Consider the following 23546-nt stretch of genomic DNA (forward strand, 5'->3'; position numbering starts at 1 on the left):
GCGTATCACTGCTCCATCAGTCTGCCGGCGACCTTGGTGGCTAGCCGCCGGATGCGGTCGGAGACATAGATCGAGAACAGCGGCGTGACGATGTCTTCTCGCAGCCGAGTCAGCTTGGAGCTCTTGATAAGCCAGCACCCGTCGATGTTCTCGTAGGTCTCGTGGTAGTGGCCGTACCCGACCAGGGTCACGCCCGGCCCGAAGCGAACCACATCTTGCAGGGCCCACACCCCGCGCGCCGTCGTCGCCGACGTCAGCTCGATCTCGGGTGCGTGCACCTGGTGCGCCGTCGCCTGCGCGGGGCGTCCGATGCCCTTGCGGGTGAACGCCACGAACTCGTCGGCACCGACGATCAGCTTGCCGCCGGCCTCGGACGTGTCGCTGACGAAGTCGTCGGCGAACAGCGCCCGCCACGCCGCCCAGTCCTTGGTGTCGAGGTACCGGCAGTAGCGGGCTTTGAGCTGTTTGATGGCCTCGATCGCCGCCAGCGCGGTGGCGTGATCTTCGGCGGTCCGCTCCGTCATCGCAGGGGCCTTGCGTGACACTTCACCCCAAAACTGTAACCCTTCACCCTTTGAAGTAGACGATCTGGTGTGTGGTGGCCAGCAGCACCCCGTCCCGGCTCCATAACTGTGCGCTCTGGTCGAAGTAGCCGCCGGAGAAGCGGTTGGCGTGGGCGGTGGCCAGGACGAAGTCGCCTTTGACGGCGTCAAGCTGGTCCTGATCGGCAAGGAAATAGGTCGTCAACGAGATCGTCCCCGCCGGGGCGACGCCGCCGCGGCGCAGGAAGACCCGCGGATAGAAGACGTCGCTGAGGGCGGCCAGCGCCGGATAGTCGACGGGGCGTTGCGCCTTGTCACGCACCCACAACGTGGTCGTCGACGCCGGACTGGGTTGCCCGTCGGCGCCCGGGAGCGGGCCTTCGACGAATCGCATGTCGTACAGGTCCGCCCAACGGACGACGTGACCCATGCTCCTGGGTGCGATCCCTTCCGGCGGCGGCGCGCCCGGCGGGCGGGCTTCGGTGTCCGCCCAGCTCTCACGGATCGTCGCGAACACCGCCGTCGCCGTGGCCTTGGCCTGGCCGTCCTGGCCGAGCTCGACATTCCAGTGCTGATTCGTGCGGTTTGTGCGGACGACCCGAAGCGACAGGTCGAAGCCGCCGTCGGCGACCGGCGCGGCGAAGTTGACCGTCAACGCCAACGGCTCACCGATGCGCTCGGGGTGCGTGTCGATGGCCCGCACGATGGCGGCTGCGGTGATCCCGCCGAACGGGCCCACCATGTTGGCCCATTCCGGATGGGTCGCGCCCCGCCTGACGTCGCCGTCGATCACGTCGAGGTCGAGGGCGTTGTCAAAAGGGTGTGTGCCGGTCACGCGGATTCCTTGATGGCCATAGCATCGGGCAGTGGTCGCATGCCGATGCGAGTCGTCGGCAGACTACTTCCCGCCGGGCCTGGCCGCCGGGTGGGGTCATGGCTGGTGCCACAGTCGCGTCGTTATGACGCCAACGTGAGGAGGCGGGTTTTCGCATGAGCATTCCCGACCGTCAGCGCGCGATGGTGATGCCGGGACCCGGCGCGCCCCTCGAGACCGTGGACAGGCCCGTCGACGAGCCCGGGCCGGGGCAGGCGCTGGTCAGGGTGAGGGCGTCGAGCCTGAACTTTCACGACAACGTCAACCTCATGGGGCTCCTGCCGGGCCCGTGGCCGCGCGTGCCGATGAGCGACGGTGCGGGCGAGGTCGTAGCGGTGGGCCCCGAGGTAGACGGGCTCCAAATTGGCGACCGCGTCATGGGGGCGTTCCACCCCGGATGGCTGGATGGGCCGCCCACACCGGAATCGAAACGGGAGCTGCCCGGCGACACCGAGGACGGGTGGTTGCAGCAGTACCGCGTCGCCGACGCGGCGGGTCTGGTCCGCACGCCCGGGCACCTCAGCGACGTCGAAGCCGCGACCGTGCCGTGCGCCGGGGTGACGGCCTTCAGTGCGCTGATGGAAGCGAACATCGGTGCCGGCGACGTCGTGGTGACCCAGGGAACCGGCGGCGTATCGCTGTTCACGGTCCAGCTCGCCCGGGCATTGGGCGCCACGGTGATCTTGACGTCGTCGTCCGACGACAAGCTGAAAATCGGATCCGAGTTGGGTGCAACGCATCTCGTCAACTACCGCGAAACCCCGAACTGGGAGGCCGAGGTGAAGCGACTGACCGCGGGCCGGGGCGCGGACCTGATCGTCGACCTCGGCGGGCCCGCCACGGTGGCGCAGTCGGTGCACTCGGCGCGGGTGGGCGGCACGGTCGCGGTGATCGGCGTCCTCAGCGGATTCGACACGGCGCCCATCTCGGTCGCGGAAGTAATGCTCAACAACCTGCGCATCGTCGGAATCACGGTAGGCAGCGTGCGCGCACACCGCGCGCTGTGCGAGTTGATATCCGCAACCGGCATCAAGCCCCACATCAGCCACACCTTCGACTGGCAGCAGCTGGACGAGGCGCTGGCGGTGATGCGTGCCGGCGAACACGTCGGCAAGATCGCCATCACCATTCCATGACGAAACCAGCGGAAGGCAACATGACGGATTCTCCCTCGAAGCTCATCGACGCCAGGATCAAAGAGTTGGGCGATTGGCGGGGCGAAATGCTGTCTCGCATCAGGAAATTGATCAAGCAGGCCGACCCCGACGTGGTCGAGGAGTGGAAGTGGAGAGGCGTTCCGGTGTGGTACCACGACGGGATGATCTGCACCGGCGAGACGTACAAGAGCGTGGTCAAGGTGACGTTCGCCAAGGGCGCGTCGCTGGCGGATCCGGCGGGCCTCTTCAACTCCAGCCTCGACGGCAACACCCGGCGAGCCATCGATTTCCATGAGGGCGACGCGATCGACGAGAAAGCGTTCAAGGCGCTCGTTCGCGCCGCGGTGGAGCTGAACGCGTCCTAGTGCGCCGCCCTGTACAGCCGTAATGCGGTGCTGTACAGTCGCCCAGCACAAGGTCAAGGAGGCCATCGGCGATGACGCGCAGGCGAATTCGGTGACCGCCGAGTCGGTCGAAGAATTCCGCGGCCGGGCCAGGGCGTGGCTGGCCGAGAATATGCCGCGGCTGGATTCCTCCGAGGCGATGGTCCTCGAGCGAGACGAACTGGCGTCCTGGCGGCGCGCCCGCGCATTGCAGAGGAAGTTGTACGACGGGGGATTCGCCGGGATCTGCTTTCCCCGCGAATACGGCGGGCTCGGGCTGAGCTATGAGTACAAGAAGGCGTTCGACGCCGAGGCGGCCGCCTACGAGACGCCGTTGCTGCTCAACGTCCCGTCGTTCGCCATTTGCTGCGCCACGATCCTGGACATGGGTACCGAGGAGCAGAAGCGCACCCACATCGGTGCGGCGCTGCGCGGCGAGGAGGTGCTCGTCCAGCTGCTCTCCGAACCCAGCGGCGGTTCGGACCTCGCGGGGGTGATCACCCGCGCCGACCGCCGAGACGGGCGCTGGATCATCAACGGCGCCAAGACGTGGAGCACCTGGGCGTTCGCTGCCGACTACGGCCTGTGCCTGGCCCGAACCGACTGGGACGCACCGAAACACAACGGCCTGACGATGTTCCTGCTGCCGCTGCGGCACCCCGGCGTGACGATCAACCGCATCCGTCAGGTCAACGGTTCGGTCGAGTTTTGCGAGGAGTTCTTCGACGACGTCGACGTGGGCGACGACGCCGTCGTCGGCGAACCGGGCAAAGGGTGGGACGTCGCGTCACGACAGCTCTACCACGAGCGCCGCACCATGGGCGACGGCTCGGAGTACACCAGCGGACCCGGAATCGCTGAGGCCGAGGATATTTCGATCGACCTGATGTCGTTGGTCGACGCCGCGCGGCAAGGGGGCAGCGAACGCGTCCGCGAGATGGTCGGGCGCGTCCTGGTCCACCGGGCGGTGCACGGCCAACTCAGCGAGCATGTCTACCACGCCGTCGTCGACGGATCGCTGCCGCCCGCCGCTGGATCGATCATCAGGCTCGACATGGCCGAGGTGCACGACGTGGAGAACGACACCGCCCTCGCCATCGCCGGTTCGGCCGGCGTGGTCGAGGATGACGCGGGGCTGCTCGGTATCGGGACGCGATACCTGGGCCGTCAGATCGCCAGCATCGGGGGCGGCACGACGGAGATGGCGCGCAACGTGATCGGCGAGCGGGTCCTGAACTTTCCGCGCGAGTACGCCGCCGACCGCGGGGTGCCGTTCAACCAGGTGCGCAGGGGCAAGTCGGCAAAGGGGAACCACCAGTGAGCGACCAACTTCGCGACATTCGAGAGCTGGCCAACGACGCCGACGCCTACCGCGACGAGTTGTACCGACGCTGGACCGGACTGCTCAGCTACCGCTACATCGGCCGCAACCACGCGGCGATGAACATCGGCGAGACCGACGACACCGTCACCATCCGCCGCGACATGCGCAACGAGGCCGGGGGGCTCATGGTGGCGCCGTTGGCGATCGCCTCCCCGGAGGGATGCCAGACCGACATGGTCGCGGTGCCGAACCCGGTCATCGCATCGGTGCAGATCATCGACCCCGGCTACGACGTCAGCCGCATCGAGATCGTCGGTTCCGGCATCGTGCACCAGGGCCGCACCATGGGTTACGGGCGATGCAAGATCGTCGACGCCGACAACCCCGACCGGGTGATCGCGTTCAACGAGGGGCAGGGCGCCGTCATCGGTGTGCCACCGGAAGGCCTTGGCAAGATGGATGTTTCGGGCACCGAGCTGGTGATCGAGGACTCGCCCGATCTGCCCCCGCTGTGGCAGGCGTTCGGAGCCGCCAAGCGCGACGACGGCCATTGGGTGCTGCCCGCGCTGAGCGCTGAACTGGCCTCGCCGGACGCCGCGCTGCACATCGGGCCTCAGCACGTCGTCCTCGAGACCGCGGCAATCCACCTGGCCGCCGAGGTCGCAGGCACCCGAAAACTCCAGGTCGTCAGCTGGCACGTGATGTTCATGTCGCGCGGGAAGGTAGGCCCCTTCCGCGTGGAGGGCGCGGCGCATGCTGGGGGCCCCGGACGAATCGGCGTCCGCATGCTCCTGCACGACGAGGGAAACGCGGACAAGGCCGTCACGTCCGCCGCGGCGATCTTCGAGACGGTAACCTCCCGCGGGATTTAAATTCAGCCGGAACTAACGGCCAACGGCGCGTAAACCTTTCGGCCGCGCCACCCCGCCGCGAGTGGGGCCTTGACCGCCCGTGAGCTGGCACGCAATGATCTTTGCCGTGAGCAACCATAGACGCTAGACACCGTAGATGATAGAAACAGTCCGATGTGTAGTTTTGGGGCTTTCGGTCAATCCGAACCAAGTGTCGAACCTTGAAGGTAATGAGGGGAACGATGAAGCAACGGGGACTGGCTAGGAAGGTTTCGGGGTGCGCGTTGGGCGCGCTGGCGGCCGTCATGCTGGTGCCGACCGCCGTCGCGCACGCCGACCAGACCGACCAGGATTTCACCAACTATCTGCAGGCGCATGGCGTCGACCTCGGTAGCCCGGCGCTGGACGTGAAGGCGGCGCAGGTGATGTGCAAAGACCTCGAGGCCGGGTACAGCCAGAAGGATGAGATAGACCAACTGACGGGCTCGCATCGGTTGAGCGAGGGCCAAGCCCAGATGTTCGTCGCCGCGGCAACCGCGGACTACTGCCCCGCAAAGCACCCGCCGAGCAAGCCAAGCAGCAGCTAGCCGCGTCCGTCGGGTCGCGACGGCGGGGATCGCGGCGCGTCGAATCCCTGGTCATACATCTGCGTGCGTCTGTATGGTGCAAAAAACACCGGCACGACGGGAGACGCACAGTGACAGGACGGTTGGCGGGAAAGGTCGCGCTCGTCAGTGGCGGGGCTCGGGGGATGGGCGCCTCGCATGTGCGGACGCTGGTCGCCGAAGGTGCCAAGGTCGTGTTCGGCGACATCCTCGATGACGAGGGCAAGGCCGTCGCGGCCGAACTCGGCGACCCCGTCCGCTACGTGCACCTGGACGTGACCAAACCCGAGCAATGGGAGTCCGCGGTGGCCACCGCCATCGCCGAGTTCGGCGGCATCGACGTGCTGGTGAACAACGCGGGCATCATCAACATCGGCACGTTCGAGGACTACGAGCTCTCGGAGTGGCACCGCATTCTCGACATCAACCTGACAGGGGTGTTCCTCGGCATCCGCGCCGTGGTGAAACCCATGAAGGAAGCGGGCCGGGGATCGATCATCAACATCTCCTCGATCGAAGGCATGGCCGGCACCATCGGTTGCCATGGTTACACCGCAACCAAATTCGCGGTCCGCGGGTTGACGAAGTCGGCCGCGCTCGAACTGGGCCCCAGCGGAATTCGGGTCAACTCGATTCATCCCGGACTCATCAAGACGCCGATGACCGAATGGGTCCCCGAAGACATCTTCAACACCGCGGTGGGCCGGATCGGCGAGCCGAAGGAGGTTTCCAGCCTCGTGGTGTATTTGGCCAGCGACGAGTCCAGCTACTCGACCGGTTCGGAGTTCGTGGTCGACGGCGGCACCACCGCGGGCCTGGCACACAAGGACTTCTCCGTGGTCGACGCCAGCCAGCAGCCCGAGTGGGTCACCTAAGCCTTTTTCTAGGCCTTTAGCCGCATCGAAACTGCGCTCAGCGCTACCGGATTGGCGGTTGGCACGCGCTGAGCGCAGACTCGGCGCAGGGCTTAGACCGTCGCGAGGGATTCGCCTTTCTTGGCCGGCGTGGGCCACGGCGCGGGCACCGGCCGCTGCCGCACCCGTTGCGGCCACCAGAACCACTTGCCCAGCAGCGCCGCGATCGACGGCATCATCAGCGACCGCACGATCAGCGTGTCGAAGAGCAGGCCCAGGCCGATGGTGGTGCCGACCTGGCCGATGACGGTGAGTTCACTGACCGCCATCGTCATCATCGTGAACGCGAACACCAGGCCCGCCGAGGTGACCACCGACCCCGTTCCGCCCATCGCGCGGATGATGCCCGTGTTCAGGCCGGCGTGGATCTCTTCCTTGAACCGGGCCACCAGCAGCAGGTTGTAGTCGGCGCCGACGGCCAGCAGGATGATGACCGACATCGCCAGCACCATCCAGTGCAGTTCGATGCCGATCAGGTGTTGCCAGATGAGCACCGAGAGTCCGAAGGATGCGCCCAGGGAGATCAGGACGGTGCCCACGATCACGGCCGAGCCGACGACGCTGCGCGTGATGATCAGCATGATGATGAAAATCAGGCACAGCGAGGCGATTCCGGCGATCAGCAGGTCATAGTTGCTGCCGTCCTGCATGTCCTTGTAGGTCGCCGCGGTGCCGCCGAGGTAGATCTTGGCGCCCTCCAGCGGCGTTCCCTTGAGCGATTCGTACGCGGCCTTCTTGATCGCTTCGATGTGCGAAATGCCCTCCGGCGTCATGGGATCGCCGTCGTGGCTGATGATGAACCGCACCGCGTGGCCGTCGGGCGAAAGGAAATTCTTCATGCCCTTCTTGAACTCGGCGTTGTTGAACGTCTCCGGGGGCAGGTAGAACGAGTCGTCGTTCTTGGACGCGTCGAACGCCTTGCCCATTGCATTGGAGTTCTTCTGCGCCTCGTTCTGCTGATCCTGCAGCCCCTTCTGCGTCGAATACATGGTCAGCATCGTCGTCTTCATGGCTCGCATGTTCTCGATCATGGAGGGCATCAGCGCCACCATCTGGGGCATCAGCGTGTCGAGATGATCCATGACGGGCAGCAGGCTCTGGATGTCGTCGGTCATCGTGTCGATGCCGTCGAGGGCGTCGAACACGGACCGGATCGAAAAGCACACCGGGATGTCGTAGCAGTGCTTCTCCCAGTAGAAGTAGCTGCGGATGGGGCGGAAGAAGTCCTCGAAATCGGCCATGTGCTGGCGCAATTCGTCGATGTCGATGGTCATCTCGTGCATTTTTCTGACCATGACATGCATGTCGTCGGCCATCTGCGCGGTGATGCTGGACATCTTTTCCATGCTGTCGATGGTGGTCTGCATCATGTCGGCCTGGTGCAGCATGTCGGCCATCTGGTCCGCCTGGTATTTCTGATTCATCTGCTGGGTGACGCTCTGCATGCTGATCTGGAACGGAATCGAGGTGTGCTCGATCGGGGTGCCCTGCGGCCGGGTGATCGCCTGCACGCGCGAAATTCCGGGCACCCGGAAGATCGACTTGGCGATCTTGTCGATGACCAGGAAATCGGCGGAATTGCGTAGGTCGTGGTCACTTTCGATCATCAGCAGCTCGGGGTTCATCCGGGCGTTCGAGAAGTGCCGGTCCGCCGCCGCGTAACCGGCGTTCGCCGGCAGATCGGCGGGTAGGTATTTGCGGTCGTTGTAGTTGGTCCGGTAGCCGGGCAGGGTCAGCAGGCCGACGAGTGCGATCGCGATCGTCACGATCAGGACGGGGCCGGGCCACCGGACGACGACGGCACCCACCTTGCGCCAGCCGCGGGTCCGCTGCGCCCGCCTGGGTTCCAGCGTCTGGCGGAAGCGCGACGCCACCGAGATCACGGCGGGGCCAAGCGTCAACGCCGCACCGACCACCACCACCATGCCGATGGCCAACGGGATGCCCAGCGTCTGGAAGTAGGGCAGGTTGGTGAAGTGCAGGCAGAAGGTCGCGCCCGCGATGGTCAGGCCGGAGCCGGCCACGACGTGCGCGGTGCCGCCAAACATGGTGTAGTACGCGTCTTCTCGCGATTCGCCGACCGACCGGGCTTCCTGATATCGGCCGATCAGGAAGATCGCGTAGTCGGTCGCGGCGGCGATCGCCAGCGTCACCAACAGGTTGGTGGCGAACGTGGAGAGCCCGATGATGTTGTAGTAGCCGAGGAACGCCACCATGCCGCGCGCCGCGGATAGTTCGAGGACCACCATCACCAACGTGAGCAGCACGGTGATGATGGACCGGTAGACCATAAGCAGCATCGCGATGATCACCACGAACGTGACGGTCGTGATCACCTGCAGGCTGCGGTCGCCGGCGATGTGCTGATCGGCCTGCACGGCGGCGGGTCCGGTGACGTAGGCCTTGACTCCGTTCGGAGCCGGCAGGCTCTTGACGATGTTCTGCACGGCCTCGACCGACTCGTTGGCCAGGGCCTCGCCCTGGTTGCCCGCGAGGTAGACCTGGACGTAGGCGGCCTTGCCGTCGTTGCTCTGGACACCGGCCCCGCTCAGCGGATCGCTCCACATGTCCTGGACGTGTTCGACGTGTTTGGTGTCGGCGTCGAGCTTCTTGACCATCTGGTCGTAGTAGGCGTGCGCATCGTTGCCCAACGGGTTTTGGCCCTCCAGCACGATCATCACCGAGCTGTTGGACTTGTACTCGCGGAACACGTCGCCCATGTGTTTGGTCGCGATGACCGATTGCGCGTCGTCCGGGCTCATCGAGACCGAGCGCAGCTTCCCGACCTCGTCCAGCTGCGGGACGATCGTGTTGAGCACCGCGATGATCGCGATCCAGCCAAGGATGATGGGAACGGCGAAACGTCGGATGATCCGCGGGATCGCCGGGCGCTCCGCGTGCCTGGGGACGGGAAGGATATCGGTCGGGTGTTCGGTGCTTGCGCTCATGCGGATTTCACCAAGCAAAAGGTCAGGGCGTGCACGCCGTTGGTTATCTTCTCGTCCTTGACTTCGTCGTCGATCGTGATGCGACAACCGAGGCGGTCACCGTCGCTTTGGGCCGATAGGTTCGGGAACACCGAGGGCGCGGTCGTGCTGAGGACTAGCGTCCAGGGCAGTGGCGCATCGTCGATGCGCCTGGGGTCGGCGGAGAGATCCAGGTAGTTCACGTTGGCGTGGCTGGCCGAGCCGAAGATCTCGTACTTGACGACCTTGGGCTTGAAGGGCTTGGAGTCATCCTGCCGGGGGCTGGTCATGACCCCGGTGTCATTGGCCGTGAAAAAGGACTTGACCCGCGCCACGGTGAACCCGCCAATCACCACCACCGCGACGATCAAGAGCGGCAACCACGCATTGCGCACGACCTTGGATAGCTGCACCTGCGTGGATTCCTCTCCTGGTCAATCGACGGTGCTGCATCGCCCGCTAGGTGATCACCGCATTACGTTGCGCCACAACGGAGTTCATAGCTCGCCGCGATTTGCGCAGTTTGAGCCGTCGGGCCCTGGGAAATCTGCCCCTGCATCGCCGAACCCCCGCCTGATGCCACCCGAGCATAATACATCGCCTGCATAGTTTGCACACAGTGCAAACCAAGGTGATCTAGCTAACTATCCGTCACTTGGCGAAGATGCTGTTGACCAGCGCGGCAGCGTTTTCGACGTAGGGCATCGGCGTGTCTTCGGAATCCTTCGGTTCGCCGCTGGCCCAGCGTTCGATGCCCGACCGCACGGCCGTCAATGCCAGCGCGGCGATCAAGGGGGGTATCTCGTCGTCCGGCCGCATCCCCTGGCGGCGGGCGATGATGTCGGTCAGCTGGTTCTGGAACCGCTCCAGCTCGGCGAGAAACGCGGCCATGACGGCGGGGCTGGTCTTGGCGAGCTCGAGCATGCCCACGGCCTGTTCGCGTCGCGGGGGCACGTCGCGGAGATGGTGCGCGGCCAGCGTGATCAGCTCCGCCAGGACCACCCGATAGGGTGCCGGACCGGCCGCGACGAAATCTTCCGCCAGCTCCGGGGGCAGGTCGGAGGGGCCGTAGGCGATCGCCGATTCCTTGGTGGGGAAGTAGTTGAAGAAAGTCCGCGTCGAGATTCCCGCCTCGATGCAGATCTCCTCGATGGTCACCTTGTCGAAGCCGCGGCCGGTCGCCAGGCGCACCGCGGCGTCGCGGATGTCCGCGCTCGTCTGGCGACGACGTCGCTCGCGAAGACCCATCGGGTGGCACTGGTTGCGCATGACACTCATCGTTGCACGATACGCAAACTTTGCAGTCAAAAGCCGCGCGAGGTTAGGGCCGCGCGCAGGTGAGCGCACTGACTGGCGAAGAACTTGACCGATATCGGGGCCCTGTCCGCGATCTGGTCGAACGCGTGAAACGCGCCCGGAGCGATCTCTTCGTGGACGGGTACGCCGGCCTCCCGCAGGCGGCGCCCGTAGTCCAAGCACTCCTGGTAGAACAGGTCCAGCGTCCCGACGCCGATCCAGGCCGGCGGCAGGCCCGACAGGTCTTCCCGACGGGCCGGCGCCGCCTCCCGCGGATCCGCGCCGTTGAGGTACCACCGCCACGCCAGCTGATTGTCGGTTTCGGTCCACATGAGGCGCTTGTGGCCGTCGTGATTGGCGCCGGTGCGGTCGTCGAGCATCGGGTAGACCAGCAGCTGGAACGCGACTTTGACGTCGTCGCGGTCGTGCGCCCGCTGTGCCACGGCGGCCGCGAAATGCCCACCGGCACTTGCCCCGCCGACCGCGACGCGGTCCGGATCGACCCACGGTTGGTGCGCCAGCCATCGCAGCGCCGCGTAGCAGTCCTCGACCGGGATCGGATAGGGGTGCTCGGGCGCGAGCCGGTGTTCCACCGAGGCCACCGCGACACCGGTGTGATTGGACAGCTTGCGAAGAAACTTGTCGTCGTGGGCGGCGTGTCCCATGATTGTGCCGCCGCCGTGGATCCACAGCATCGCCGGCGCCGGCTGGGGCAGGCCGACGGGGCGGTGCAGGCGAACCGTGACGTGTTGGTTGACCGCGGCCACCGGGACGTTACGCAGCCGGCCCGCGTTGCCCATCAGGTTCATCAGCGCACGCTGGACCCGATAGCCCCGGTGCAGCGCGTATCCGCGGGGCAAGAAGTGGGCCGCCTTGCGCAGACCGGGATCCACCGCGTGCCGCGACGTGAAGGCGTTGCCGGCGTGCGTGTTTGCCATCGCGTGCCCTCCGCTCCAGTGCGCCGACCATACCTGACGTGGTCATCAACTGATTGGCCTGCGGACCGAGAGGGTAAACGGGGTCGTGGCTTCGACCATGACCAAGGTCATCAACGTCCTGGATCCGCGCACCGGCGACCAGGTGACGCAGGTGCCCATCACCGAGCCGTCCGACTGTGACGATGCGGTCCGGCGCGCCGCGGATGCCGCGGCTGCCTGGGCGCGCACGGCGCCCGCCGAACGGGCCGAGGCGATCGCGGCGGCCGCGGCCGATGTCCGCGGCGCCGCAGACGAACTCGCCGAACTGAACGAGCGGGAAACCGGAAAACTGCGCGACGACGCTCGCGGCGGTGTAGAGGCCGGAGTGGGCACCCTGTTGCAATACGCCCAACTCGGCCCATTGCACGGTGGGCGCAGCCTGCAGGGCGATTGGTCGGCGATGGATCTGATGGTTCCGCGGCCGCGCGGCGTCGTCGCGGTGCTCACCCCCTGGAACGACCCCGTAGCGGTGGCCGCCGGTCTCCTCGGCGCGGCGCTGGTCACCGGGAACACCGTGGTCCACAAGCCCAGCGAGCGTTGCCCGGGGACCGGTCGACGGTTCGCTGAGCTGCTGGCCGCCCGGCTGCCCGAGGGCGTGCTGGAAATCGTTGACGGCGACGGGACGGTCGGTGCGCGGTTGGCCGAGTCGGAGCGCGTCGACGTGGTCGCACACGTCGGCAGCAGCGCGACCGGCCGGGAGATCGCCCGCTGCTGTGTCGAGCGCGGCGCCAAGGCGCTGCTCGAGAACGGCGGAAACGACGCCCTGATCGTCGACGCCGACGTCGACCCTCGCTGGGCGGCCGGCCAGGCGGCGCTCGGCACGTTCGCCAACGCGGGCCAGATCTGTGTGTCGGTGGAGCGGGTCTATGTCGTCCAGCGGATCGCGGAGGCATTCGTCGATGCGCTGGTCGACGAGGCCTTGGCGTGGGCCGATCGGATCGGCCCGTTGGTGGACCAACGCCACCGCGAGCATGTGCACGCGCACGTCGAGGACGCGGTGCGGCGCGGCGCTCACATTCTGGCGGGTGGCGAACCGCGGCCGGGACCGGGATCGTTCTATCCGCCGACCGTTCTGACGGACTGCGCGCCGGACATGCTGGTGCTGCGCGAGGAGACGTTCGGTCCGATCGCGCCGGTGCGCTTGGTGCCGGATTTCGCCACGGCACTGGCCGAGGCCGCCGACGACCGCTTCGGCCTGGCCGCTACCGTGCTGACCGGCGACATGGCGCACGCGCAGGAGGCGTGGCGCAGCCTTCCGGTCGGAACCGTCAAGATCAACAACGTGTTCGGGGGCGCCCCCGGAGGAGTCTTCGGTCCCGAGCTACTCGACGAGATGACCGCCATGAAGGTGGTGCACTGGTCGCCGCTTTGATCCGTCGCGAGAGTGCAGTTGCCGACACCGCCACTCGAGAAACGTGTCGCCAGTTGCACTTTCGCGGCTAGGCTTGGTTCCGTTCCAGCTCGAGCAGGACGCGCTTGGCGGCCGGGCCGCCGCGGTAGGCGCCCATCGTTCCGTCGGACCGGATCACCCGATGACACGGCACGAAGATGGGGATCGGATTGGTCGCGCACGCGGTGCCGACGGCACGGATGGCCTTGGGGGAGCCGGACAGTCGGGCCAGGGCGGCATAACTGGCCGTGTCCCCGTAGTCGACCTCGGTGTTGAGGTGCTCCAGCACGGTGCGCCGAAAGCCTTGTGACAGCGACCAATCCAGTGTGACGTCAAAGCTGTGACGGCGGCCGGTGAAGTATTCGTCGAGTTGTCGCACCATCGGATCCAACCGTGCGCGCGATTCGAGCACACGCGGACTGATGCGCTCCGAGAGGTTCTGCAGGACGCTGTCGCGGTCTTCGTTGGCGAACGCCACCCGCAGCAGCCCCAGCGGGGTGGCCGCCAACAGCAGCGGTCCGACGGCGGAGTCCACTGTGCGATAGGCGATGTCGAGCAGATCGCCGGCCTCGGCATCGCTTTCCAGGCGCGCGTGCAGGCGCCGCAGGCGCTCGCGATCGACCGGGTAGTGCTGAGTGAGATCCGTTGTGGTCATTGGTGATTCCTTGTCGTATCGATGCGGGGATAGGTGCGGCGAAGGGTGGCAATACCGTCGGCGGCGGCCCGACGGGCGGCGTCAACGCTGCTTTCCAAAATCACCGCGATCTCGGCGTAGGGCAGGCCGGCCAGGTAGTGGTAGGCAACGGCCTGGCGCTGTTTGGGCGGCAGCGCGCCCACCGCGGCGTCCAGGTCGAGATCGTGCGCGTCGGCCCGCTCGCCCGCGGGGGAGTCGGGGGGATCGGCGACGGGGACGGCGCGGCGCGCGGCCCCGCGAGCGATGTCGATGGCCTTGCGGTGGGCGATGGTCACCAGCCACGCTTCGACGTTGGCGTCGGCCGGCAATTGCGGGTAGGCCTTCAACGCGGCCAGGAACGTATCCGACCAGGCGTCATCGGCGTCGACGTGGCCGATCACCGCGCGTACAACCCGCCACACCGTGGCGCCGTGTCGAGCCACCACCGCCTCGAAAGGCGCCTTGACGTGCCGATCGACATTCATCTTGGCGCCAATTCCTCCGTGACGTTCCGTGACCCTCATTGTGAAGACGTCGGCGGGTCGACAAATGTGAGGACCTCCGATGTCGGATGCGCGGCGGATACTCGGCGCCATGAACGCATCCGCACCCCTGGCCAATATGATCACTCTCGGTGCCCGTGACCTCCCCGCGCTGCGGGACTTCTATCGCGCGCTCGGCTGGCCGCTGATCGTCGACGACGGCGAGTTCGTGGCATTTGAACTCCGAGGTATCGTCCTGGCGCTATTCCCCCTCGCGCAGCTCGCCCGGGACGGACATACGGAACCCGAGCCGGGCGCCGGAGGCATCCGCTTCACCATCGGCATAAACGTCGACTCCGCCGACGAGGTCGACCGGCTGACGGAGCACATGCGCATGGCCGGCGCACGCGTGACCAAAGAACCCGTCGACGCGGAGTTCTTCACCGGCCGCTCGGCCTATCTGTGCGATCCGGAGGGCAACTACTTCGAGATCGTATGGGCCGAGCCAGACAATCCCGTCCTTGTCGCACTTCGCCGCGCCGCCGGCTCCTGAAGCCGCCCTCCCCCCGAAGTCGCGATCTCTCATTTGGGCATCCCTCGGCGTCTACCGGGAAAGGAGGTTGAACGATGCACACACGACACACGGTGATCGATAGCCCACTCGGCGAGCTGACATTGGCCGCGAATGGCGACACCCTCACGGGCGTGTACTTCCGGCATCATTGGCACCCACCCGCTGCCGACACACTCGGCCCGACCGTGGAACCGGTTGCCGATGAACTCCTCCGGCGCGCGGCCGATCAGCTGCACGGATACTTCGCCGGAGAACGTACCCAGTTCGATGTCCCCATCGCCCTGAGCGGCGACCCGCGGCAGAAGCAAGTTTGGGATTTGTTGCCGGACATCGGCTACGGCGAAACCACCACCTACGGCGAGCTGGCGGCGACGTTGGCGGACGGCTACACGGCCTACGAAGTGGGTCAGGTGGTGGGGCGCAACCCGCTGAGCATCATCGTCCCGTGCCATCGCGTCGTCGGAAAGGATGGCAAGCTTACGGGTTACGCTGGCGGCCTGAAGCGAAAACGATTCCTGCTAGACCTGGAGGCGCCGGTGCCCGCGGCTGCCGGCAGATTGTTCTGATGCCGTCGAAATGGGCTCGGAGGGTGAACGCCGCGGACTGGGAAGCGGTGAGTGCCGACATGAATGAGGTTGGCGGCGCGCTGCTTCCGCGGCTGCTCACCCCAAGGGAATGCGCCGCGATGCTCGATCTGTACCCCGACGACAAACTGTTCCGGGCCACCGTCGACATGGGCCGCCACCGTTATGGGGAAGGCGAGTACCGCTATTTCCAGCGGCCCTACCCGCACCCGATCGACGAGCTGAAACAGGCGCTCTACCCCCGGTTGTTGCCGATCGCCCGCGACTGGTGGACGAAGCTGCGACGCGACCCGCCGTGGCCCGACACGCTCGACGAATGGCTGGACATGTGCCATCGCGCCGGCCAAACCAAGCCCACCGCCTTGTTGCTCAAGTACGGGCCGGGCGATTGGAACGCGCTGCACCGAGACCTGTACGGGGACCTCGTCTTTCCGCTTCAGGTCGTCATCAACCTCACCGAGCCGGGAGTGGCGCACAGTGGCGGTGAGTTCCTGCTCGTCGAGCAGCGGCCCCGGGCTCAGTCGCGTGGAACCGCCACCACGCTGCCGCATGGGCACGGCTACATCTTCACCACCAGGGAACGGCCGGTCCGCTCGACGCGGGGATGGTCGGCTGCGCCCGTGCGACACGGCGTGTCTCTGGTTCGCACCGGTCACCGCTGCACCCTCGGCTTGATCTTTCACGACGCCGCCTGAGGGCGTGCGGCACGATGGCATGCATGGAGCTCTACGACGTCATGCGATCGACGCCCGCGGTGCGCGAATACACCGACGACCCGCTTCCCGACGACGTGCTGGCACGGATCCTCGACAACGCCCGCTTCGCACCGTCCGGCGGCAATCGGCAGGGCGTGCGCGTGATCGTGCTGCGAGACCAGGACACCCGGGCAGCGCTGGCCGACCTCGGACTTCCCGCCGCACGCCGGTACACCGCGCAACTCATCAACGGCGAGACGCCGTGGAATCCGTTGCACCCGACCGGCGTCGACGCGTCGACGATCGAGGCGACGGAGGCACCGGCGCAGATGTCGGCCCCGATTCGCGAGGCCCCGGTGGTGCTCGTGGCGTGTCTGGACCTCGCCGTCGTCGCTGCCACCGATCAGAACCTCGATCGCATCGGCGTGGTGCCCGGCGCCTCGGTCTACCCGTTCGTGTGGAACGTCCTGCTGGCCGCGCGCAACGAGGGCTACGGCGGAGTGCTGACCACGATGGCCGTCGCCGAGGAGCCGCGCGTCAAAGAACTTCTCGGCGTGCCCAATTCGTACGCGATCGCAGCGGTGGTTCCGCTGGGCAAGCCGCTGCGACGGGTGACGAAGCTGCGACGACGACCGGTTCCCGAGTTCGTCACCCGCGAGCGTTTCGACGGGGAACCCTTCGACGCATAGGCCCGGTCTTACCGGAGCTGTTGCGCCCCGTACCAGACACCGTCGGGGGCGCCGATCGCGCCGGCCCGTGCGCGGGCCGCGGCCAGTTCCGGTGAGGTGGCGAATTGGCGGGCCTTGTCCACGTCGTGCATATCCATGGCCACGATGACGGTGTCGGTGTCGTCGGCGTCGACGTAGGTTCCGGTGACCACGAGGCCGTGCTCGCGGCGCACTGCGTCAAGCTCCGGATCACGAAAGACGGAGTTCCATTGGTCGACACTGGTTACTCGCTGTTTGACGAGCATTATTCCGGTCATGATGAATCCTCCTGATTGTGCGTGTTTTTCAGGGCGCGGTCTTGTGCGCAGTTAGCACCCAGGCGCGGCTCGCTTCGTCGTTGCGTGGATCGAATGCGGGCGGGGCGGGGCGGCCGTAGTCGGCGGCAACCCGCGCGATGTCACGGATTTCGGCCCTCCAGCCGCGTCGCTGCAACCAGGCACCCAAGTCGTCGGACGGGCCGCCCTTCCACATCGAGACCAGTTCGGGTGAGATCGCCGCTCGCGCGGTGCGAAGCAGGGGGGAATCCTCGTTGTGATCCAGCGCCAGCGTACTTCCCGTCGCGGAGCAGTCGGTGATCCGATCGAGGAACGCATCGGCCGCACCGGGTTCGAGCGCGTAGAGGATGCCCTCGGCGAGCCAGGCCGTACGCTTCGCGGGGTCGAAGCCCGCCTCGACCAGCCGCGCCGGCCAATCCGTTCGCAAATCGACCGCGACTTCGACACGGTGACAGCGCGGCTGCGCGTGCATGCCTTGCAGCACGGCGGATTTGAAGGCCAGGACCTCGGGCCGATCGGCCTCATAAACGACGGTGCCGGCCGGCCACGTCAGGCGGAACGCCCGGCTGTCCATGCCGCAGGCGAGCAGGACGACCTGGGTGGCACCGGTGCCGGCGGCCTCGAGCAGCGAGTGGTCGAGGAACCGGGTGCGCACGGCGACCTGCTCGGCCATCAGCCGGAAGAAATCCAGGGCCGCACCCTCGTTGTTCCAGACGGATCCCTGCGGATCGGCGTGGTCAACGAACGCGCGGGCATACGGGTCGTTGAACAACCGGTCGGTGCGTGCGCTTTCGCGGGCACGCAGCATTGCCACGCCAAGAGATGTCGCCCCGATGCCCGTTGGGGCCGAATGCCTTTGCGGTTGCTCGGTCATAGCGTCTCACCCCTGCTGCGATTGTCTACAGACGTAGACATAACCGAGTCTAGACTCGGCCGACGGATATGTCTACAGTTGTAGATAAATTCGGATGGAGGTGGGATGAAGCCCACGGACGACGACGTGAGCTCGGACGCGAATCCGCCCCGACGCAATGCCGCGGCCACCCGGGCCCGGCTACTGACGGCGGCACGTGAACAGTTCTTGCGCAACGGATATCGGGCGACCTCGCTGCGGGCGATCGCGGCTCAGGCCGGCGTCGACGTGATGCTCATCAAGCGCTACTTCGGTTCCAAAGATGAGCTTTTCGCGGAAGCGACCGACATTTCGGACAATGTCGAAGCGGTACGGCGTGCGCCGGACGAGGCAGTAGGCCGCGTCATGATCGAACGGGTGCTGCGCGCACGCCGAGACGTCGACGCCCCGCTTTTCGCGCTGCTGCGCTCCAGCGGCGATCCTGCCGTCGTCGCGCGCCTCAACGAACAGCTCGAAACCGGCCTGACCCGCAACCTCTCCCGCAGAATCACGGCCGACGAACCACGACTCCGCGCCGAGATGGTCGCCGCCCTGCTTCTTGGGGTCGGCGTGCTGCGGGCCCTCCTCAACAAGGACCCGATCGCCACCGCCGACGACAGGGCCGTCGCCGCGATCTTCAACGAAGCATTCGAAGCACTGACGAAATTGCCCCAAGGACCCGCCTAGCGAGACGCCGGGCACTGATCGCCGTGACTAATCGCGGTGCAGTCCCCGCATGATTACCTCGACAAGACCATCGAATTGTTGCGACGTCGCCGCGTCGGCCTCGAGGTGGGCCAGCACGCGGTAGACCGGGGCACCTATGAGTGCTTGAGCAAGGGATTCAAAATCGGCGTCGGCGCGAATCGCGCTTGTTTGGACGGCGTTACGGAAACGGTCCAAGACAGCGTGATACTGCGGTTCAGTGAGTTGACGGTATAGCGTCTCCCCATCCTGTTTGTCCTCCGCAGCCGCAGCCAGCAGCGCGCGAAGCAGCGCTGCGTTGGAGGCAGAGGCGATGAACTGGGCATACCCGCGCAACCAGGTACGTAGATCGGCGTCAATGTCGCCTGTGTCCGGGAGCGCGAACGACGCTCCGCTGCGATAAGCGTCCAGGACTGCTTCGGCCACCATTGGCGCCTTCGATGGCCATCTGCGGTAGACGCTTTGCTTCCCTACTCCGGCACGGGCCGCTACCCGATCCATCGCTACTTCGGCATAGCCGCCTTCGATCAGGGTCTGCCTGACGGCATCCAAGATCGCGTCGTGGACCGCCGCGCTCCTGGGACGGCCTCCGCGCGCGGGTTCGCTCATTCTTCGTACCTTAATGGTGTAGCCTCCCGATACGAGACAAACTGTCTCGGTTCAGGGAGTGATGCGATGCCGTTCAACGCGAGCGACGAACACTCACCGCTCAGCGGTCTTGACGAATACCTGGTACACAACTTCCCGCACCCGGTACGCGTCATGTGGACGACCGACGCGCAGGCATACGAACGCATCTGGTTTTCAGTGGCTGACACCGCTGGCGTGCTGATGGTGGTATGCGGCTTGGCTTTCTACCCGAACCTCGGGACCGCCGAGGCGTATGCGTTGGTCAACATTGAAGGCGAGCATCACGCTGTACGGGCGCACCGACTGATGAGCGATGATCGGATGGTGACGGCGATCGGGCCGCTGTCGTTCGACGTGGTCGAGCCATTCAAACAGTGGCGACTCAGGCTGGCGCCCAACGATTCTGAACTTGCGTTCGACATCCGATGGTTCGATACCAAGCGTGCTGTCTTCCGCAACATCGGTGCCGGAGTCATCGCCGGAGGTAAGCCGTTCGGTGGTGTTGCCGGCTACGACGCCTTTGGCGTTCAAGACGGGTGGGTGGAAGTATCGGGGAAGCGGTACGTGCTCGATCGCGGAGAACACAACGGCAGCCGCGACCACCACTGGGGCACCCGCGACGGCGTGGGTGGCCCGGCGATGTGGTCGGGATGGCAGCACCCCACGTCGGGTGGGTTCGTGCAGTTCGCAGACTGGGCGGTGTTCGCCGATCACATCTTGTACAACCTGGGCGACCCCCGCCGGGGCAGCCGCGTCGCTATCCGTCGCACGCATCGGCTGCGGTTCGAATCCGAGACGGACATGCTCGTGGGCGGCGAAATGGACTTGGAACTCCCATCCGGTGAGATCAAACGCGTGACCTTCGAGCAGCTCGGTCAGCAGGTGGCCTACCTGCGATGCGCGATGTACGGCGGTCCGAACGGCGGCACCCCCGACGGCAACCTCTGGCACGGAATGCGCGTTACAGAGCGCCCCGACGAGGTGGCAGTCAGTCATGTGCGCTACAACGTGAACGATCCGCAGGTGCGTATGCAGATCCGCGGACTGGATCAGCACCACATGCGTTTTCAGTGCGATGGCGAGACCGCCTACGGCTTATTCGAAGCCTACGATCCGCTCTGCTATCAAACGGCTGCGAGGGGGCGTGGCGGACTGAGCATCGCAAAATGACGACCGGGCTGTTTCGAGATGACACGACGATCAGAGACGGCCTCGCCGCGTGGTGGTCCTACAAGTTCAACACCAGCGGCACAACCGTCACCGAACTCATCCGTCCCGCTAGTGGCCGCTCCAACGAAACCGTTCTCGCCGCGGTGGAGTACCACGGCGGAGCCGAACGGGTAGCGGTCCGCCTACCTACCCTCGTTCCGTCGTTCCCGAACTACGACTTGGAGGGGCAGTCTCGTCTACACGTCGCACTCGCCGCGCAAGGCATTCCGATGGCACGCCTCGTCGCCTACGAGGACGACGTGCGCTGGTTCGGAGATGCATTCATGGTCATGCGTGTCGAGCCGGGCCACTCCGTTGGCGACGCGCCGGCATTTGATCGGTGGCTCAACCGGTCCTCATCGGCTGTGCAGCGGCGGGTCGAAGACCAGTTCATCAGCGTGCTGGCTCGCCTCCACCGACTCAACTGGCGACAACTCGAGCTTGGAGAGGGATTCCGGCAATCCGGCGCAGACATGGCAACCGAACTCGATTGGTGGCGGGACTATCTCAACTGGGCGGCGGGCGATGGAGCGATTCACCCGAGACTTCAAGCCATCTTCGATTGGTGTGCGGCCGTGCCCCCTGAGCCGCATTCGTCTCTGAGCCTGTGTTGGGGTGACGCCCGTCTGGGCAATATTCTCTACGACGAAACCGGGACCATTTCAGTGGTACTGGACTGGGAATTGGCCTCTATCGGGCCTCCCGAGATGGACGTTGCGTGGTTCTTGGTGTTGGACGAGGTCTTTGGGGAACTCAGCGGCAAGCGCGTGCCTGGATTCCGCGACCGTCAAGCCGCGCTGAACGAGTACGAAAACCGTATCGGACGCAAAATGAGAAACCTGCAGTGGCACAAAGTTTTCGCGCTTTTTCGCGCCGCGGCCGTGACGGACCGCCAAGCACGGACCGCGCAAGCACTCGGAGACGAGTATCCAGGCGTGAGCGTCGACGACAACCCGCTCGTGTCGAAAGCGGAATGCCTTATGTCCAACGATGGTTGACTGTCCACCGCGATAACGAATCGTCGGCGTGGCGGTTGGTGACGTTGGTTGAGCGCTGCTGCTTGGCGGATCCACGCCTCGCCGCTCGCGAGGTCCGAACATCCGCCCTAGTTGCCCCAACAGCCACGCAGGGGAGTGACAAGCGGATCGCAAGGCGGCCATACTCCAGGAGATGCAGCCAGACTGCTCGGTAAACGGGAGACGATGACGTGACACGAATCGAGCCTTCGAGTGCGTTCGCCGCGGTGCCGACACAAGATCTCGGTCGAGGGGATCGGATCAATCTCGGCGTCGCCGCCATCATGGGTCGCCTGCCGGCGGTGGCCGAGGCGCTGGGCTCGTTGACCGCGGCGCTGCGCGGCCACGGTACGCTGCCGCCCCGGCTGCTCGAACTGGTGCGGCTGCGCATCGCATTCTTCAACCAATGCCGAAGCTGCATCGCGGTGCGGTACCAGAGCGCCATCGACGACGGTCTCGACCAGGACGCGGTCTGCTCGCTGGAGCGCCCCGCCGACGCCGAAAACCTCTCGGCCGCCGAGCGATCCGCCTTACGCTTCGCGGAGCTGTTCGCCACCGACCATCTCGCCATCGACGACGCGGTTTATGACGAGCTGCGCGAGCACTTCAGCGAAGACCAGCTCGTTGAACTCGGTGTGCACTGCGCGATCGCGCTGGGCGTCGGCCGGCTCTCGGCGACGTGGGACGTCAGTGACCATCTTCCCGAGATGACGGCTCCGTCGGAACGCGTGGCGCCATGGAACTCCGCCTCGGTGGTCGCGTCGGGTTAGGTGCCACGTGCATCCACCCATCAGTGGTGCTGAATTTAGTACCAGTTACGGTACTATAGTCGCATGCCTTCGCTGAATATCTCGTTTACCGACGAGGAACTCGAGGCCGTCCGCATTGCGGCAGCGGGCGATGACCTGTCTCTCCGCGCGTTTGCCCACCAGGCGATTCTGTCGGCGGCCAGTGAGCACAAGCGCCGGGTCGCTGAGGCTGCGAAAATCGTCGCGACGAGGTCGGCCGAACTCAACCAGCGTTTGGCGTGACCGAATTTCTCGACCGCGACGACGTCCTCACCGCCGGCGCGGCGGCTGTCGGAGAGGTCCTCACGGTGAGCGATTACGGCCTTCTCGACGCGGCCGTTGCGAGGCCTCGCGCGACCGTCTTCGGCATTGACGCGTATCCTGACCACCTCTCCAAGGCGGCCGCGCTCATGCAATCGGTTGCGCGCAACCACGCGCTTGCCGATGGCAACAAGCGCACCGCTTGGGCGGCCGCATGGACTTTCTTATGCATCAACGGAATCCAGCTAGGTGATTTTGACATCGACGACGCCGAACAGTTCGTGAACGCGGTCGCGACCGATGGGACCATGTCGGTCAACCTTATCGCTGGAAAGCTGGCTTCGTACACCGCTTCATAAACCGCGGCATTTCTTGGCGAGTTACCGGTCACGGCATCAGGATTCATCATCGCAGCGCCGTGCCCAGAACGCGGTGAATATGGTGGTGAATTACCCGGATCGCTTCGGGTCGAGTGTCTTCGGCGTCACCGGCTGGTGGGTGTTCGACATCTGGTACATGACACCATTCCTGACATTGCCCTGGCTCTACGCCATCGACAAGCGGCGCTGGAGCCGATTCTGAGGTCGGATCAGCGTGAGCTCCCCGGGGCGGCTTCGAGAGCGATGAGTGGTATTGGGCGGCAAGACTCTCACTCAAGGTGGACCAACCAAGCGGGGTCACGGCACTAGTGTGCGCCGAGGCTAGATCACGCATCAACATCATCCACGGCACCATGCTCAAGCAGATGGCCGCCA

29 protein-coding genes are annotated in these 23546 nt (G+C 65.7%); 18 read left to right on the top strand and 11 right to left on the bottom strand.

Going from position 1 to position 23546, the window contains the following annotated elements; all coding sequences use genetic code 11:
• Window positions 1-5: 5 nt before the first annotated feature.
• Together A9X00_RS00315 and A9X00_RS00320 are read right to left on the bottom strand one after the other, a co-directional pair.
• A complete protein-coding gene (locus A9X00_RS00315) occupies window positions 6-524 on the bottom strand; it encodes a nuclear transport factor 2 family protein (RefSeq protein WP_067147533.1) in 519 nt (172 codons plus the stop codon).
• Between the two features lie 43 nt (window positions 525-567).
• A complete protein-coding gene (locus A9X00_RS00320; RefSeq protein ID WP_067147536.1) occupies window positions 568-1377 on the bottom strand; it encodes an acyl-CoA thioesterase II in 810 nt (269 codons plus the stop codon).
• 155 nt (window positions 1378-1532) lie between these two features.
• Here A9X00_RS00320 and A9X00_RS00325 point away from each other — a divergent pair, with 155 nt between their 5' ends.
• The 6 genes from A9X00_RS00325 to A9X00_RS00350 all read left to right on the top strand — a co-directional run bounded on the left by A9X00_RS00325 (window position 1533) and on the right by A9X00_RS00350 (window position 6611).
• Window positions 1533-2552: an NAD(P)-dependent alcohol dehydrogenase gene (locus tag A9X00_RS00325; protein ID WP_067147539.1), complete on the top strand. Its 1020-nt coding sequence runs from the start codon at window positions 1533-1535 to the stop codon at window positions 2550-2552.
• On the top strand, window positions 2549-2938 hold the full coding sequence (locus A9X00_RS00330; RefSeq protein ID WP_067147542.1) for a DUF1801 domain-containing protein: 390 nt from the start codon (window positions 2549-2551) through the stop codon (window positions 2936-2938). Before A9X00_RS00325 ends, A9X00_RS00330 begins: the two co-directional genes overlap by 4 nt.
• A 91-nt stretch (window positions 2939-3029) precedes the next feature.
• Window positions 3030-4277 (top strand): acyl-CoA dehydrogenase family protein, encoded by a 1248-nt coding sequence (locus A9X00_RS00335; RefSeq protein WP_067148062.1) that lies wholly within the window; start codon window positions 3030-3032, stop codon window positions 4275-4277.
• Entirely contained in the window at window positions 4274-5152 is an 879-nt protein-coding gene (locus tag A9X00_RS00340; protein WP_067147545.1) for a hypothetical protein, read from the top strand. Before A9X00_RS00335 ends, A9X00_RS00340 begins: the two co-directional genes overlap by 4 nt.
• Window positions 5153-5373: 221 nt before the next feature.
• Window positions 5374-5718 carry a DUF732 domain-containing protein gene (locus tag A9X00_RS00345; protein ID WP_197515003.1) on the top strand — a complete coding sequence of 115 codons (345 nt, stop codon included), beginning with the start codon at window positions 5374-5376 and terminating at the stop codon, window positions 5716-5718.
• 110 nt (window positions 5719-5828) lie between these two features.
• Window positions 5829-6611 (top strand): SDR family oxidoreductase, encoded by a 783-nt coding sequence (locus tag A9X00_RS00350; RefSeq protein WP_067147551.1) that lies wholly within the window; start codon window positions 5829-5831, stop codon window positions 6609-6611.
• Window positions 6612-6703: 92 nt separating this feature from the next.
• Here A9X00_RS00350 and A9X00_RS00355 read toward each other — a convergent pair whose 3' ends face one another.
• The 4 genes from A9X00_RS00355 to A9X00_RS00370 form a co-directional block, all read right to left on the bottom strand.
• Window positions 6704-9598, bottom strand: a complete 2895-nt coding sequence (locus tag A9X00_RS00355) for an RND family transporter (protein WP_067147554.1) — start codon at window positions 9596-9598, stop codon at window positions 6704-6706.
• Complete coding sequence (locus tag A9X00_RS00360) at window positions 9595-10029, bottom strand: MmpS family transport accessory protein (protein WP_197515004.1); 435 nt, start codon at window positions 10027-10029, stop codon at window positions 9595-9597. The genes A9X00_RS00355 and A9X00_RS00360 overlap by 4 nt, the downstream gene beginning before the upstream one ends.
• Window positions 10030-10267: 238 nt before the next feature.
• Window positions 10268-10885: a TetR family transcriptional regulator gene (locus tag A9X00_RS00365; RefSeq protein ID WP_082974593.1), complete on the bottom strand. Its 618-nt coding sequence runs from the start codon at window positions 10883-10885 to the stop codon at window positions 10268-10270.
• A gap of 35 nt (window positions 10886-10920) precedes the next feature.
• Window positions 10921-11850 carry an alpha/beta hydrolase gene (locus tag A9X00_RS00370; protein ID WP_067147559.1) on the bottom strand — a complete coding sequence of 310 codons (930 nt, stop codon included), beginning with the start codon at window positions 11848-11850 and terminating at the stop codon, window positions 10921-10923.
• A 97-nt stretch (window positions 11851-11947) separates the two neighbouring features.
• Here A9X00_RS00370 and A9X00_RS00375 point away from each other — a divergent pair, with 97 nt between their 5' ends.
• Window positions 11948-13261: an aldehyde dehydrogenase gene (locus A9X00_RS00375; protein ID WP_197515011.1), complete on the top strand. Its 1314-nt coding sequence runs from the start codon at window positions 11948-11950 to the stop codon at window positions 13259-13261.
• 67 nt (window positions 13262-13328) lie between these two features.
• Here A9X00_RS00375 and A9X00_RS00380 read toward each other — a convergent pair whose 3' ends face one another.
• A complete protein-coding gene (locus tag A9X00_RS00380; RefSeq protein WP_067147562.1) occupies window positions 13329-13934 on the bottom strand; it encodes a methylated-DNA--[protein]-cysteine S-methyltransferase in 606 nt (201 codons plus the stop codon).
• A complete protein-coding gene (locus A9X00_RS00385) occupies window positions 13931-14437 on the bottom strand; it encodes an RNA polymerase sigma factor (protein ID WP_067147565.1) in 507 nt (168 codons plus the stop codon). Before A9X00_RS00385 ends, A9X00_RS00380 begins: the two co-directional genes overlap by 4 nt.
• A gap of 109 nt (window positions 14438-14546) precedes the next feature.
• Between A9X00_RS00385 and A9X00_RS00390 the strand changes: the two genes are divergently transcribed.
• The 4 genes from A9X00_RS00390 to A9X00_RS00405 all read left to right on the top strand — a co-directional run bounded on the left by A9X00_RS00390 (window position 14547) and on the right by A9X00_RS00405 (window position 16976).
• On the top strand, window positions 14547-14987 hold the full coding sequence (locus A9X00_RS00390) for a VOC family protein (RefSeq protein ID WP_067148071.1): 441 nt from the start codon (window positions 14547-14549) through the stop codon (window positions 14985-14987).
• Window positions 14988-15061: 74 nt separating this feature from the next.
• Window positions 15062-15574, top strand: a complete 513-nt coding sequence (locus A9X00_RS00395; protein ID WP_067147568.1) for a methylated-DNA--[protein]-cysteine S-methyltransferase — start codon at window positions 15062-15064, stop codon at window positions 15572-15574.
• The gene (locus A9X00_RS00400; RefSeq protein ID WP_067147571.1) at window positions 15574-16287 is read left to right on the top strand and encodes a 2OG-Fe(II) oxygenase; all 714 of its coding nucleotides are present in this window, start codon (window positions 15574-15576) and stop codon (window positions 16285-16287) included. The genes A9X00_RS00395 and A9X00_RS00400 overlap by 1 nt, the downstream gene beginning before the upstream one ends.
• A 23-nt stretch (window positions 16288-16310) precedes the next feature.
• Entirely contained in the window at window positions 16311-16976 is a 666-nt protein-coding gene (locus tag A9X00_RS00405) for a nitroreductase family protein (RefSeq protein WP_067147573.1), read from the top strand.
• An 8-nt stretch (window positions 16977-16984) separates the two neighbouring features.
• Here A9X00_RS00405 and A9X00_RS00410 read toward each other — a convergent pair whose 3' ends face one another.
• Complete coding sequence (locus tag A9X00_RS00410; RefSeq protein ID WP_232006622.1) at window positions 16985-17272, bottom strand: hypothetical protein; 288 nt, start codon at window positions 17270-17272, stop codon at window positions 16985-16987.
• 28 nt (window positions 17273-17300) lie between these two features.
• Window positions 17301-18164, bottom strand: coding sequence for an SAM-dependent methyltransferase (locus tag A9X00_RS00415; protein WP_255363046.1), 864 nt, complete (start codon window positions 18162-18164; stop codon window positions 17301-17303).
• Between the two features lie 105 nt (window positions 18165-18269).
• Between A9X00_RS00415 and A9X00_RS00420 the strand changes: the two genes are divergently transcribed.
• Window positions 18270-18869 carry a TetR/AcrR family transcriptional regulator gene (locus A9X00_RS00420; protein ID WP_067147583.1) on the top strand — a complete coding sequence of 200 codons (600 nt, stop codon included), beginning with the start codon at window positions 18270-18272 and terminating at the stop codon, window positions 18867-18869.
• 27 nt (window positions 18870-18896) lie between these two features.
• Here the strand turns inward: A9X00_RS00420 and A9X00_RS00425 are convergent, their stop codons facing one another.
• Entirely contained in the window at window positions 18897-19496 is a 600-nt protein-coding gene (locus A9X00_RS00425) for a TetR/AcrR family transcriptional regulator (protein ID WP_067147587.1), read from the bottom strand.
• Window positions 19497-19562: 66 nt separating this feature from the next.
• On the opposite strand from A9X00_RS00425, the gene A9X00_RS31075 reads away from it, so the two are divergent.
• The 6 genes from A9X00_RS31075 to A9X00_RS30410 all read left to right on the top strand — a co-directional run bounded on the left by A9X00_RS31075 (window position 19563) and on the right by A9X00_RS30410 (window position 23373).
• Complete coding sequence (locus A9X00_RS31075; protein WP_067147590.1) at window positions 19563-20687, top strand: hypothetical protein; 1125 nt, start codon at window positions 19563-19565, stop codon at window positions 20685-20687.
• Window positions 20684-21724, top strand: coding sequence for a phosphotransferase family protein (locus A9X00_RS00435; protein ID WP_067147593.1), 1041 nt, complete (start codon window positions 20684-20686; stop codon window positions 21722-21724). Before A9X00_RS31075 ends, A9X00_RS00435 begins: the two co-directional genes overlap by 4 nt.
• 245 nt (window positions 21725-21969) lie before the next feature.
• A complete protein-coding gene (locus A9X00_RS00440) occupies window positions 21970-22512 on the top strand; it encodes a carboxymuconolactone decarboxylase family protein (RefSeq protein ID WP_232006623.1) in 543 nt (180 codons plus the stop codon).
• Between the two features lie 63 nt (window positions 22513-22575).
• The gene (locus tag A9X00_RS00445; RefSeq protein ID WP_067147599.1) at window positions 22576-22773 is read left to right on the top strand and encodes an antitoxin Phd; all 198 of its coding nucleotides are present in this window, start codon (window positions 22576-22578) and stop codon (window positions 22771-22773) included.
• Window positions 22770-23150, top strand: coding sequence for a type II toxin-antitoxin system death-on-curing family toxin (locus A9X00_RS00450; RefSeq protein ID WP_067147601.1), 381 nt, complete (start codon window positions 22770-22772; stop codon window positions 23148-23150). Before A9X00_RS00445 ends, A9X00_RS00450 begins: the two co-directional genes overlap by 4 nt.
• Window positions 23151-23235: 85 nt before the next feature.
• Window positions 23236-23373, top strand: a complete 138-nt coding sequence (locus A9X00_RS30410) for a hypothetical protein (protein WP_156771860.1) — start codon at window positions 23236-23238, stop codon at window positions 23371-23373.
• Window positions 23374-23546: the final 173 nt, after the last annotated feature.

Source organism: Mycobacterium sp. 1245805.9 (assembly GCF_001672915.1).
GTDB lineage: Bacteria > Actinomycetota > Actinomycetes > Mycobacteriales > Mycobacteriaceae > Mycobacterium.